Here is a 13,347-nt window from a genome sequence, read left to right as displayed (position 1 = left end):
TATTATTGGCATGATTTCTCATCGGCTTAATGAGAGACGAGCGCCAACAGTTGCTGTGCAGTATATCGCGGCATCACTTAATATCGTGACTCCAGCATGATTGGAGTGATGCAGTACAACACACGTTAATGTAGGTATAAACGAATGAAAGCTAATAAGATTCTGGTTGCTATGGGTGTTGGTTCAATGCTGCTGTGCGGCTCCGCTTTTGCTGCTGGTGGTGCCGGTTCCGGTAAAGTCACTTTTAACGGTGAAATCATCAACGCTCCTTGCTCTGTAGCCCCTGAGTCTGTTGACCAGGTAGTTGAAATGGGCCAGATCAGCACCAAAGAGCTGGCCAACGGTGGTGAGTCCAACTCCAAGCCGTTCAGCATCAAGCTGCTGAACTGTGAAATCTCCGACGCCGAAGATGCTGTCAAGGTGACTTTCAGCGGTGCCAAAGACCCGGTAGATTCCAGCCTGCTGGTGATCGGTGGTGGTGACGCCGCTGGTGCCGGTATCAAGATGACCGCTCCGGGTGGTGCTCCGATCGTGCTGGGTACTCCGACTTCAGCCTTTACCCTGGTTAATGGTGATAACGAACTGCCGTTCAGCGCCGTGCTGAAAGGCTATGCAAAACAAGACACCAACCCGCTGAAAGCCGGTGCTTTCACTGCAGTGACCAACTTTACTCTCTCCTACGAGTAATAGAGTGCCTTAACGTGTGACAAGGGTTGTGGTGGTGCGAGCCACCACAACTTCACACATTCTGTTTCCTCACATCGAACCCTAATCATGAAAACTTCAATGATGGCGGCCATGGTGCTGCAGCTGGTGATGATGGCGGGATCAGTCCACGCCAACGAACTCACGGATGGACTAGCCGAATCGGGCTGTACGCTGAAGGTGCTGCGCAGCATTCCACTGCAGGCTCAGCAACCGGGCACGTTGAAAATCAGCGGTTGTCAGGTTGACGGGGCGACGGTGGCATCACTGCCTTTTATTTCCATGTCCGTGCGTGGTGCCATGAGCGATGAGCTGGGCATTCTCAATAACGGCCAATATCACAAGGTATCCGGTGAGCGCTTTATTGTCTCGGATATCGTCAACAGTGATCTGGAATTCAATTTGGGGCTCATCAGCAGTCAGCTGTTTTTTCCGGACAGTACGACGCTGTTAGAACTCAATTATATGTAAGCAAACCAATTGCTTAGTGTAGATACCTCATTACGTGAGACCTTTATGCAATTCCTAGAGTGAAAATATGAGCGTTTCAACATCAGACTCTGTGAGAAAAAAACATTATTCAAAAATGGCTTTTATGCTATGCGTGCCCGGCCTGATGGCGGTGGCAAATCACGCATGGGCAGAAACGGAGTTTAATATTGATGCGCTCGATCTGGATGAGCGGACCAAGATCGACCTCTCCCAGTTTGCCGACGAAGGCTACATCCTGCCCGGCGACTACTACCTCGAGATTGAGGTCAACAAGAACAAGCTACCCCTGCAGAAAATCCCTTTCTACGAGAACGATACTGGCAAGGGAAAGGGTGGGGTGGCCTGCCTGCCGCAAGACGTGATCCCCAAGCTGGCGCTGACCGACGAGGCCATCGCCAAGATCGATACCTGGCACGATGGCCAGTGTGCCAACCTGTTGGCGCTGGACGGCGTAGTGATCTCGAACGATATCGGTAACGGCTTGCTGCGTATTGCCATCCCTCAGGCGTGGATGAAGTACAGCGATCCCAACTGGATTCCGCCCGAGCAATGGGATGAAGGGATCTCGGGGATGATGCTGGATTACAACATCAATACCCAGGTCAACGAAGGCGATGGTTACTCCAATCGCAACATCAGCAGCTATGGTACGCTGGGGTTCAACTACGGCGCCTGGCGTCTGCGGGGTGACTATCAGGCCAGCTCTTACTGGGGCGACAATGAGCGGACGTCGACCGAGCTGAACCGTATCTATGCCTATCGTCCGCTGCCGAACATGGCCGCCAAGCTGACAGTGGGTGAGCAGCAGCTCAACTCCCAGTTAATCGATGGTTTCCGCTATACCGGCGTCAACCTGGCCAATGACGAGCGCATGCTGCCGCCTAGTCTGCAGGGTTATGCGCCGGAAGTGAGCGGTATTGCCAAGACCAACGCCAAGGTCACCATCTCCCAGTCCGGCCGGATCATCTATGAAACCAACGTGCCGGCGGGCCCGTTTCGCATCCAGGGGCTGGACAGCTCGGTGCGCGGCCGCCTCGATGTGCGGGTAGAGGAGCAAGATGGCAGTGTCAATTCGTTCCAGGTAGACACGGCAACCGTTCCCTACCTGACTCGCCCTGGCTATGTCCGATACAACCTGGCGGTTGGTGCACCTTCCGAACAGACGGATTCGGTGCACGATGTGCACGGCCCAGCCTTTGTGACCGGTGATTTCTCCTGGGGGGTGGCGAACTCCTGGTCACTATACGGCGGCAGCCTGATTGCGGGTGAATACAACTCCATGGGATTGGGTATCGGTCGTGATCTCTATGCCTTCGGCGCTATTTCCGCCGACCTGACCCAGTCCATCGCCAAGTTGCCGGGCCTGTCGACCAAGATTGGCCAGTCGGTACGGGTGAACTACGCCAAGCAGTTTGATGAATACAACAGCTCGATCACCTTCGCAGGTTATCGCTTCTCCCAACATGACTTCATGACCATGTCGCAGTTCCTCAATAACAAGGATCGGTTGGAGAACAACACTACGACCTCGAGCGATGATTACAATACCTGGGGTGACAAGGAGCTCTACACCATCACCGCCAACAAGACCTTCTGGGCGGAGGATGCAGCCAAGGCGCTGACGGTTTATCTGGACTACACCCACAGAACCTACTGGGATCACGAGGCAGAGGATCGCTACGGCCTCACTATCAACAAGAACGTGAACATCGGCAGCTTCAAGGATGTTTCCGTCTATGTGTCGGCCTACAAGACCAAGACCGAGAACTACGAAGATGACAAGAGCGTCATGTTGACCCTCAGCGTGCCAATAGGGGACAGAAAGAGCGCGGGATACAGCGTACAGTCCTCCAACGGCAAGGTGACTCACCTGGCCACCTATCAGGACTACAGTCGACCGGATGATACCTATCAGTTGGGGGCGGGCGTGCAGAGCAATGGCCACGCCGTGGCGCGGGGTTACTACAACCACAACAGCGACATCGGAGCGGTCAGTCTCAATGCCTACAGCGTGCAGAGCGAATACACCTCGGTTGGTGCCAGCCTGCGTGGCGGTCTGACGGCGACCCAGCACGGTGCAGCCCTGCACCAGGCGACTCGTCGTGGCGGTACCCGTATGATGGTGGATACCGACAATACCTCCGGCGTCTCTTTCAACAATGGCCGCGCCGTGACCAACCGCTTTGGCGTCGCGGTGATCAGCGACATGACCGACTATCGCAAGAGCGACACCCGGGTCGATGTGGATCAGCTGAGCGACGACATCGATGCGATGAATGCCATCAAGCAGGGGACCCTGACCGAGGGCGCAATTGGGTATAATGCTTTCGAAATTGCGGAAGGGTTCAAGCTGCTGGCCAATGTCAGACTACCCGATGGCTCAGTGCCGCCGTTTGGTGCCACCGTCGTCAAGGATTCCGGCCGTGTGCTCTCGGTGGTGGATGAAGATGGCCTGGTCTATCTGACCGGGGTGAAACCGAATGAAGCGTTTGAACTCTCCTGGGGCGGGGCCCGCCAGTGCAAGATAGTGGCGCCGCAACAAGTAACCGATCTGTCGATGAAGACTCTCACTTGCAAGTAATGGGATACCGATGAAAAAGCTGCTCTCTTATATCTGTCTGGCTGCGCTTGGCATGACCTCACTCAACGTCAGTGCCGCCATTGTGCTGGATCGTACTCGTGCCGTTTATCCGGGCGGCGCAAAGTCCATCAGCCTCAACATCAAGAACGAGAACCAGAAGCTGCCCTACTTGGCGCAGGCCTGGATTGAAGATGCCCAAGGCCAGAAGATCTCTTCTCCCTTCGTGGTGCTGCCGCCGGTACAGCGGGTGGATGCCAACCAGAAGTCCATCGTGCGCATCGCCAGTGTGCCGGCCATCGACAGCTTGCCCAAGGATCGTGAGTCCATCTACTACTTCAACCTGCGCGAGATCCCGCCCAAGAGCGAGAAGAGTAACGTGATGCAGATTGCCGTGCAGTCCAAGATCAAGCTGTTCTACCGCCCCGAGGCCATTCTGCCCGAGCGTGGGGCTGTCTGGCAGGATCAGGTGCTGATCACCAAGCAGGGCAAAGCCCTCAAGGTCAACAACCCGACCCCTTACTACATCACCTACGTGGGCCTGGGTCATCAGCAGGGCAAGGAGCGGACCACTATCAAGGGGTTCTCCGCCTTTATGGTTTCTCCCAAGTCAGAGCAGACGGTCACCATCCCGGAAGCACTGGGTAATGAATTTGTGATCAGCTATGTCAATGACTACGGCGGATATATGGATATCAAATACCAGTGCACAGGCAATGCCTGTAAAGCCGTGAAGAGCGAGTAAGCCTTATGCTACGTTCTATCTTCTGTTCAAGTCTTATGTTGTTGGCAGGAACGGCATTGGCAAATGGCTATGTGACGCCTAACCCAACCCATGATTACTATATATCGTTGGACAAGGCTGACATTCAAAACAGACCTGGTTTTACTACCAAGGCATTTGAGTGGAATTTGGGAGGGCAATACTCAGGTATCGTTACCTGCCCAGATAGAAGCATTCCACAATCTCCAGTGTACTATAAAGCAACAATGACGGATGGCTTGCCTCAAGTTGGTGATGGTTTTGTAAAACTGAATGACTTTTTGGATATGAAAGTCGAAATTTGGATAGCCGGTTGGAAGAAAAAATTTGTTACAGCCCCATTCCCGAATGAAAGTAACGATTACCCAAATTACTCTTGTACTAAAGGGAAAGAGACAAGAATAAATAATTTCGAAAGCGGTAGCCGTGGAAAGGTAACTTTTCGCGTGAGAAAACAAATAATTAATGGTGTGCAAATATCAGATCGTCAAGTTGTAGAGATGTATGGCCGTCTAGGGGCTACAACGACAGACTTTAATAATTTGCCAATGTCTAGAATTACGATTACATCTGCAATTTTATATGTACCAGAAGAGTGCGTGATCAATGGTGGGCAGACGATTGAAGTAGAGTTTGGTGATTTGCCAGGATCAGGATTGGATGGAAATAACTTTGAAAAGACGGTTCCGCTGACATTTCAATGCCGTGGTGGTGTTTTCGAAGGGGATGCTTTGAAGATCAATCTTGGTATTTCTGGAAAACCAACCTCTTTCAGTCAAGACTATCTGCGGACAACTCGGGATGGCTATCAAGGTGGAAATGTTATTTCCGATTTAGGGATAAAATTCAAACAGCTGGATGGTTCTCAGCTGAAATTGAATACCTTCTATCCGGTTTCCATGCAGGGAAATATCGGTGACTGGGGCTTTATCGCGGCACCGGTAACCCCAGCAGGTGCAGATATTCCGGCGGGCGATTTCTATGCGACTGCCACCATCGTTGCCGAGTTCCAGTGAGGATTTGTAATATGTTGCGGACATTGTGGATAGGTTTGGCGCTTTGCCCGATGCTGGCCGTGACGGCGGCTCCTCGTGCCAGCAATGACCTGGAATTGCTTGGCAATACGGTTCATCTCCATGGCAGGATCATCGATCAGCCATGTGTGGTTTCTCCTGAATCCCTTGATCAGGAGGTCGAGATGGGGGTAGTTGACGTGAAGGAACTCTATGCCAACGGAGTCGGACAGCTAGTGCCGTTCTTCATTCGTCTGACCAATTGCAAGCCGGGTATTTTCCGCATGGCCAAGGTGACCTTTACTGGCTCGCAGGATACCGAACTCAGCGGCGGATTGGCATTCACGGCCGGGATTGCCAGGGGGGCAGGCATCCGCCTGTATGACGTGGCTCAATCACCTCTGAATTTGGGTAGTGCCTCCCGCGGCTATCTGCTAGGTGGTGCGGCAGATAATGAGCTGCAATTTTTTGCCAGAGTCGAAGGACATCCGGCGGCATTGACCGCCAAGAACATCCAGCCTGGCGACTATTCTGCCGTCGCCAATTTCATCGTTGCTTATGAGTAAACTCAGAAGTCGTTGCGCTGGATGACTTTTGTATTGCCATGGCTAGGCCAGGTGATGACGCCACCTAGATAACTGGAAAGGTAAATACCTCTGGGCAATTGAATGAACTTGGCTTTTTGTTTGGGGGGCGTTAGCGCCGCGACCAGAGTGGCGACCAGAGCGTTATTGGTCAGCGCCTGCTGGTCAATGAAATTGACAATGGTATTTTTTATCTCGACCGAAATATCGCTATTATCCCGCTCCAGATCCCCAACAGAATCCAGATTGAACAGTGTCTTTCCCTGATTGTCAGTGGCTATCACGGTGGCCACTACTATTTCTCTGTTCATAGTCACAATATATTTACTCTTTCTGGTCATTTCTACCCAGTTGTCTGGTGCCTGACAATCTCTGTGATATCTGACTGTGGTTTCTTGATTATTGTAATAGTTGTTGGAAACATTATTTCCCTGCTGGTTCATGGTTGTGATAACGCATTGAACTTCTTCGGCCACAGGGTGACCGCTACGCAACAGGAAGATATTTTCGGATAATTTCCTGCTGCTATTGTTGATGGAAAAATAGCTGATGGCTTCTTTTCCAACCAGAATTGAAATCTGCTCATCAGCTTTACGTGAAACAGGTTTTATCAAGGGCGTCAGTGAATCTATTTTCACATTCAGTGCTTTTTCCGTCTCGCTGGTCATGTAGAGAGAAATCTGACCTAAATTGATAGCGCGTAGTGTATTTGCTGTCGCATAGTTATAAATGACGAGGGCTAGTGAAGTCAGCGAGACCAGCAGCAATGCAAACAGCAAAATACGCTTTGGGCTGAAATATCGGTCATATTTGCGGCGAGTATATTGCCGCCTGGCTTGAGGTGCAGGGGAAGGCGTCGGCGCATGAATTTCTTCCGCTGGTGCTGGTTCTTCACTTTCCCCAGCGAGCTCAATCGGAGCACAAAACATATAGCCAACCCGTGGAATGGTATCGATCGCATCCATTAAGCCGAAGGATTCCAGCTTTCTTCTCAACGAGAGTATCTGCCGGTTCAAATTGGTATCGGTATTGTCCTGATTTGGCCACAAGGCATCCTGCAGTTTGCTTCTTGGAATGACAGTGCCAGCCTCATCACACAGCATTTCGAGTAGCTCGGCTTCCTTGTTGCTGAGCTTGATGCCCTTGTCCCCTTTCGAGATTCGGAATATTGCAGCGGAGAAAAAGATATCCTCTGCAATTTTATAAATTCTGTTACTCATGTGTGACTCGTCTTACTGCCAAGAAGAGCATTTTACCACCACGCAGTCTTTGTTCAAATAATGATAAATCGTCAATTTCTTTTATTATCATATGGTTAGCTTTCCTACTAAATGCATGGTGGAGGGTATGGTACTACAGCCAATTAATTTGGTTCAAAAAATGTGCAAAAAAAGGCCGTTTATGTAATCGTTCTCACTTATTCAGACTGAGGAGGAGGATTTTGATACCACCAGCATTTTATTTTGAGTCATATGTGTATTTGGATGGCTCCATTGTGTCAGTTTTTGTCGCATGAATAATTATTGCGACCTAATAATATTCTGAAATTGTTTTCGTTGTGGCTTGAGATTGCCGCCAAGATCGGGCCAGGGGAGCCAGTGGTCGGGCACCATAAAGCTGGGCAGGGTGCTGCGGATCCAGGCTGCCAGCTCGGAGTCGGGAACCGGCTCGCCGTGCCAGTCGATAAAGGCGGCGGGGCGTTGCCCCCACTCGTCGCTCGGTACCGGCACCACCAGCGCCTGGGCGACAGCGGGATGATCTATCAGTCGCTGCTCGATGGTTTCGGGCTGGATGTTTTCGCCACCCGAGATGAAGAGGTTATCGAGCCGTCCCTCTACCAGCAGCTCCCCTGCCGCAGTGAACCTCCCCTTGTCGCGAGTATGAAACCAGCCTTCGCCATCGAGGGGCAGATCCAGCTCGCCAGCCCGGTAGTAACCGGCAAACAGGGTGGCGCCGCGCACGCAGATCTCCTGCTCCCGGATGCACACTTCCCGCCCCGGTAGCGGTTTGCCAACTACGCCTGCATCGCCGGGGATAGCGGTACAGACCTGACTGCCCATCTCGGAGAGACCATAACTCACCTTTGGTTCGAGCCCCATGGCGCAGAGGCGCTTCACCAGCGGTTGCGGGATGGCGGCGCCACCGAGCAGCAGCTCGCGCAGGCGGGTACGGGCGGGGTCAAAACCCTCTGCCAGCAGGCGCCAGAGTTGGGTCGGCACCAGCGAGAGATGGGTAATGGGCTGCTGTTCAAGCCGCGCCTTGAGCGGCTGACTGCGATCGTCTAGCACCAACGTGGCGCCCGCCAGAAAGACCCGAAACAGGATGGCGTAGCCGCCCACATGGAACAGTGGCAGGGAGAGCAGCCAGCCGCAGGCCTCATCGAGGGGAATGAGGGTGGCAGAGCCGCGTGCCGAGGCAAGGTGGTTGCAGAGCCGGTGCGCCACCGCTTTCTGCGTACCGCTGGAGCCGGAGGTGAGGATCATGTTGTTGAGCTGAGTCGATTCCAGCGGCCACGCTTCCTCGCTTGCCGGCAGTTCGCGCGTGAAGTCGAGCTGCAAGGGCTGCCAGTTGTCTGCCGGGATCTCCCCTGCCGACCAGAAGGCATCGGCATCGAGTTGCACCGCCAGCTCGCGCTGCTTTTCGAGAGGAAAGGCGGGGTTGAGCGGGCAGAACACCACGCCGCTGCGTACGCAGGCCCACGCCAGCAGCACATCTTCCAGCGCACCGCGCACCACCGCCGCCAGATGAGCGCCACGGCGCACTCCAGCCTGTTCCAACTGTTGGCACAGGCTGTTAAGGCGGGCATCGAGCTGGCGATAACTGAGGGGCGAGGCTGTGTGGATGGCAATGCGGTTCGGGGTGGTGATTGCCCGGTGGCGTACCGGGCAAGGTGTCTGTTCGGGTGAACGGGAGGGGTCAATCACGGTAATACAGTTGCTCCAGTCGGCTCAGATCCGGTTTGCCATCTTCCCCCAGCAGGTTGCCCGCCATCCAGCGGCGGGTATCCAGACCCGGTGCCTGTTCTGGCGCCCATTCGCCTGCCAGATGAAACAGCTGGTTCAGGCCCAGATCCGATTCGAAGCAGGAGGAGATGATCACCTTGAGCCGCAGTTCGCGGGCGCGGGCGATCAGCGCTTCGCAGTTGGCGAGTGAACCGAGCAGGGTAGGCTTGAGCACCAGCGCGCGCAGTTGCGGGATCGGCTCCCACGGCTTGCCTTGTGCCAGCAGTTCGTCCAGCGCCACTGGCATGCCGGTGCGGTTGGCGACAAAGGCGATGTCGGCAAAGTCGGCGCAGGGGTCTTCCAGATACTCGATGCGATTCGGGTCGAGGTGGCCGCAGAAGGTCCACGCCTCCTCGCGAGTCCAGCCCTGGTTGGCATCCAGCACCAGCTTGAGGGAGGGAAGGCGGTCGCACAGCAGGCGGATCAGCGCCAGCTCGTCACGCATCGGGTAGCGCGCTACCTTCAGCTTGGCCTTGCCGGGCGTGCGGTGCAGCCACTCTTTCCAGTTGCGCAGCAGCTCCTGGGGGGAGCCTTGAATGAGGGGATAGGGCTCCGGCAGCGGGTTGCGCTGCTCGGGCCATGTCCGGCGCGCGCAGTCGAGGCCAAATTGCACCGACGGCAGCACGGGGTTCGGGGTATCGCCGGTGGCCAGGGCCGCCAGCGTGGCAAGGGCTTCTGCCTCTGCCTGTTGCAGGCTCTCTTTCGAGAAGCCGGGCAGGGGGGCGATTTCCCCCCAGCCGTCGTTGATGCGTACCAACAGCCCCTCTCGCGCCACCTCCACCTTGCCGTGAAAGGTCAGTGGCTGGGTAAAAGGCAGTTGATAGCGATACAGGGCGAGTGTCATCAGGGGTTCCGCTTGTATTTGGAGAAGTCGGGGCGACGCTTTTCGTTGAAGGCGTTGCGGCCTTCCTGACCCTCTTCGGTCATGTAGAACAGCATGGTGGCATTGCCCGCCAGCTCCTGCAAGCCCGCCTGACCATCACAGTCAGCGTTGAGGGCGGCTTTCAGGCAACGCAGCGCCATCGGGCTGTTTTGCAGCATTTCACGGCACCAGCGCACGGTTTCGCGCTCCAGTTCCGCCAGCGGCACGACGGTGTTGACCAGACCCATGTCGAGGGCTTGCTGGGCATCGTACATGCGGCAAAGGAACCAGATTTCGCGGGCTTTCTTCTGGCCGACGATGCGAGCCATGTAGGAAGCACCCCAACCGCCGTCGAAGGAGCCCACTTTCGGGCCGGTCTGGCCAAACTGGGCGTTGTCGGCGGCGATGGTCAGGTCACACATCATGTGCAGCACGTGGCCGCCACCGACCGCGTAGCCCGCTACCATGGCAACCACAGGTTTCGGGCAGGTGCGGATGTCGCGCTGGAAGTCGAGCACGTTGAGGTGGTGAGTTCCCTCGTCATCGCGATAGCCACCGTAGTCGCCACGGATCTTCTGGTCGCCGCCGGCGCAGAAGGCTTTCTCGCCAAAACCGGTCAGGATGATGGTGCCGATCTGATCGTCATAACGGGCATCGGCCAGCGCCTGCAGCATCTCTTTGACGGTGCGGGGCGGAAGGCGTTGCGCACCTGGGGACGGTTGATGGTGATCTTGGCAATACCATCGTTGGACTTGTGATAGAGGATGTCCTCGTAACCGGCGGAGCAATCCTGCCACTCAACCGGAGCATACAGTTCAGCTTCCGTCATTGCTTCAATCATGACTCGTCTCTTCTTGTTGGTTGACCCACTCCGCGAGGAGTCGGGCAAAGTTATCAGGCTGATGGGCGTGCAGATTATGGCCGCCATCCAGCACCAAGTGGTTGATTCTGCTATCCTGGTTCGCCAGCTGGCAAGCCAGCTGATGGAATTTGTGATCCCGCTTGCCACTCACATAAGTAACCGGCAGCTGGCTCGCCATGAGCCAGGGGTCGAGATCCGGCTGCTTGCCGAGCGAAGTGGCGCGTAGCATGGTGGCGATGCCCTGACCGTCGTTGCCAAGGCGGCGGTCGATCTGGCGGGCCCGGGCCGCATCGTCAAGATCGGCAAACACCCCTTGCCGGTACCAGTCTGCCAGCACGTCAGCCAGGGGCTCACGCTCAAAGCGCTGCGCCCACTGTTCATCGTGCTGGATGCGGGCGGCCCGCTCACAGGCCGGTAACCCCGGGTTGCAGTTCTCCAGCAGCAGCCCCCGCAGCCCGGTGGGCTCGCGGCTGGCGTGGTAGAGGGCCAGTCGCCCCCCCAGCGAATAACCCGCCAGCAGATAGCGTTCAATGTTGCGGCTGGCCAGCTCGGTGACCAGCCACTGGTGGCTCTGCTCAAAGTCGCTGACGTTGAGATCGCTATGCTGGCCGTGACCCGGCAGATCGAGGGCGATGCAGTGGATGGCGGGCAGCCGGTCAATCACCGGTTGCCAGTCGCCGCTATCCCCCAGCAGGCCGTGCAGCAGCACCAGCGGCACATTGGCATCTTTATTCGCCACGGATGGCGGCCCCCAGCGCCTTGAGATCATCGGCCACTTGCTCGCTCGGTACCCGGATCTCGATCAAGGTAACGCCATGTTGGAGGGCGGCGCGGTAATCGCGTTCGAACTCAGGCAGGGTGGTCGGCGCCCGATAGGCGAGACCAAACATGGCGGCAGCATGTTCAAAACTGAGGCCGTGGGGCAGCCGGTAGTAGCTCTCCAGCAGCTCCCCTTCGGTGGGCACCGGCAACATACGAAAGATGCTGCCGCCATCGTTGTTGAGCAGGATCACCACCAGCGGTCGACTCGCCTTGCTGAGCAGGGCGAGGCTGTTGAGATCGTGCAGGGCGCTGAGATCGCCAAGCAGCAGGGTGGTGGGCTCATCACTGTCCTGCTCGATTGATTGGGCAAAACCGTAGGCGGTGGCGATCAGGCCATCGATGCCGGAGGCGCCGCGGTTGGTCATCACCCGGCTCGGCCCCTTGCCCGTTTCGCCGAGCATATCCATCAGTCGGGCTGGCATGCTGTTGCCGACAAACAGTTGCCCTTCGATCAGGCGGTTGAGGCGATGGCAGACCCCGAGCTCGGAGAAGTGCTCGCAGGCGGCGGTGATCTGCTGGCTGGCGTTATGTTGCAGCTCTGCCAATGTGTGCCAAGGGGCTTGTGTGGTGACCGGATGGGCCGCAGCAAAGGCGCTGGCACTGCAGAGCAGCCGGTTGCGCAGCCGGTAGTCGGGATCTAGCCGCGCCGGTTGCGGATCCACCAGCCAGTAATCCTGCCATGAATGGTGTTTTATGAACTGGCCAAGCCGCTTGGAGACAAGCCGCGCGCCAAATTGCAGCAGCACCTCGGCGCGGCCCAGCTCGGCGACGAATTCAGGGTCGTTGAGCGCCATATCCATGTGGATGAGGTTGCGGCTATCGAAGCGGATCTGGCTCTGCAGGTCTGCCAGTAGCGGCCAGCCGAGTAGTTCTGCCAGTGTGGCGACGGCCTGTGCCTGATTCGGGTCTGTAATGCGGCCAGCTACAACGATGCCGCGCTGTTGCCGAAAGGTTTCCCACTCCGCCTGAGGTGGGCAGCTCGGCTCGTTTTGCTGCCACGGGCTCCATGGCTTGCGCGAGCCGAGCCAGTCACCGAGGGGGGCCAGATAGTCGGAGAAATCCTGATAGTGCTCGCCCGGGTAGAGGGGCTCGGGGTACATGCAGTTGAAGTGCACCACCCCGGGGGTGAGCGCCTGTTTGGCCAGCGCCTGATCCACCGAGCTCAGCACAAACGCCGCCGGAATGGTTGGGGTGGGGCTTGGCAGGTTCTGCTGATAGACGGGGTAGCGGCCGAAGATCCCCTGCTGGTCGATCGCCTGATTGGCGCCGTTGTCGATAAGCTCGTGAGGGCGATCGGCGGAGAGAATAATCAGCGGCACGCCGGTGAGCTGGGCCTCTGCCACCGCGGGCCAGAGGTTGGCTACCGCGGTGCCCGAGGTCATGAGCACCGCCACCGGCCGGTTGCTCCCCTTGGCCAGCCCCAGCGCCATAAAGCCGAGACCGCGCTCGTCAAAGTGCAGGTGACGACGAAAGCCTTGATGCGCTGCGGCGGCCATGGTCAGCGGCGCAGAGCGGGAGCCGGGGGCCAGCGCGATGTCGCGCACCCCGAGGCGAAAGAGCTCCTCCAGCAAGAGGGAGGACCAGACGTGGTTGAAGGTGGCGTGCTGGCTCGAAAACGGTGTGCAGGCAAACTCTTCGCTGGCAGGCTCTTTACGGGTGGGCAT

General features: G+C 56.5%; 11 protein-coding genes and 1 pseudogene. 6 read left to right on the top strand and 6 right to left on the bottom strand.

Annotated features, from left to right (window positions below; all coding sequences use genetic code 11):
- Positions 1–144: 144 nt before the first annotated feature.
- The 6 genes from ACTG2O_RS01160 (at position 145) to ACTG2O_RS01135 (ending at position 6,117) form a co-directional block, all read left to right on the top strand.
- Positions 145–687 carry a fimbrial protein gene (locus ACTG2O_RS01160; RefSeq protein WP_026034942.1) on the top strand — a complete coding sequence of 181 codons (543 nt, stop codon included), beginning with the start codon at positions 145–147 and terminating at the stop codon, positions 685–687.
- A 99-nt stretch (positions 688–786) separates the two neighbouring features.
- Positions 787–1,176, top strand: coding sequence for a hypothetical protein (locus tag ACTG2O_RS01155; RefSeq protein ID WP_019445468.1), 390 nt, complete (start codon positions 787–789; stop codon positions 1,174–1,176).
- A 67-nt stretch (positions 1,177–1,243) separates the two neighbouring features.
- Positions 1,244–3,778, top strand: coding sequence for a fimbria/pilus outer membrane usher protein (locus tag ACTG2O_RS01150; protein WP_019445469.1), 2,535 nt, complete (start codon positions 1,244–1,246; stop codon positions 3,776–3,778).
- Between the two features lie 10 nt (positions 3,779–3,788).
- Positions 3,789–4,520 carry a fimbrial biogenesis chaperone gene (locus tag ACTG2O_RS01145; protein WP_439975236.1) on the top strand — a complete coding sequence of 244 codons (732 nt, stop codon included), beginning with the start codon at positions 3,789–3,791 and terminating at the stop codon, positions 4,518–4,520.
- A gap of 5 nt (positions 4,521–4,525) precedes the next feature.
- The gene (locus tag ACTG2O_RS01140) at positions 4,526–5,554 is read left to right on the top strand and encodes a fimbrial protein (RefSeq protein WP_058057924.1); all 1,029 of its coding nucleotides are present in this window, start codon (positions 4,526–4,528) and stop codon (positions 5,552–5,554) included.
- Positions 5,555–5,565: 11 nt separating this feature from the next.
- Entirely contained in the window at positions 5,566–6,117 is a 552-nt protein-coding gene (locus tag ACTG2O_RS01135) for a fimbrial protein (protein ID WP_019445472.1), read from the top strand.
- 2 nt (positions 6,118–6,119) lie between these two features.
- Here the strand turns inward: ACTG2O_RS01135 and ACTG2O_RS01130 are convergent, their stop codons facing one another.
- From ACTG2O_RS01130 to menD, 6 genes and pseudogenes are all read right to left on the bottom strand, one after another.
- Positions 6,120–7,355 carry a winged helix-turn-helix domain-containing protein gene (locus tag ACTG2O_RS01130; protein ID WP_019445473.1) on the bottom strand — a complete coding sequence of 412 codons (1,236 nt, stop codon included), beginning with the start codon at positions 7,353–7,355 and terminating at the stop codon, positions 6,120–6,122.
- 300 nt (positions 7,356–7,655) lie between these two features.
- On the bottom strand, positions 7,656–9,059 hold the full coding sequence (gene menE / locus ACTG2O_RS01125) for an o-succinylbenzoate--CoA ligase (protein WP_439975235.1): 1,404 nt from the start codon (positions 9,057–9,059) through the stop codon (positions 7,656–7,658).
- Positions 9,052–9,981, bottom strand: coding sequence for an o-succinylbenzoate synthase (gene menC, locus ACTG2O_RS01120; RefSeq protein ID WP_019445475.1), 930 nt, complete (start codon positions 9,979–9,981; stop codon positions 9,052–9,054). Before menC ends, menE begins: the two co-directional genes overlap by 8 nt.
- Positions 9,981–10,840 (bottom strand): annotated as a pseudogene (gene menB, locus ACTG2O_RS01115) (1,4-dihydroxy-2-naphthoyl-CoA synthase). Before menB ends, menC begins: the two are co-directional and overlap by 1 nt.
- Positions 10,833–11,630, bottom strand: a complete 798-nt coding sequence (menH, locus tag ACTG2O_RS01110) for a 2-succinyl-6-hydroxy-2,4-cyclohexadiene-1-carboxylate synthase (RefSeq protein WP_439975234.1) — start codon at positions 11,628–11,630, stop codon at positions 10,833–10,835. The pseudogene menB and the gene menH overlap by 8 nt, the downstream one beginning before the upstream one ends.
- Complete coding sequence (menD, locus tag ACTG2O_RS01105; RefSeq protein WP_439975233.1) at positions 11,590–13,347, bottom strand: 2-succinyl-5-enolpyruvyl-6-hydroxy-3-cyclohexene-1-carboxylic-acid synthase; 1,758 nt, start codon at positions 13,345–13,347, stop codon at positions 11,590–11,592. Before menD ends, menH begins: the two co-directional genes overlap by 41 nt.

It is taken from the genome of Aeromonas sp. 61P (assembly GCF_051919545.1).
In the GTDB taxonomy this organism is placed as follows: domain Bacteria; phylum Pseudomonadota; class Gammaproteobacteria; order Enterobacterales; family Aeromonadaceae; genus Aeromonas; species Aeromonas veronii.
Note: the sequence above shows the minus strand (reverse complement) of the source record. Positions and strands in the feature narration are given on the sequence as shown.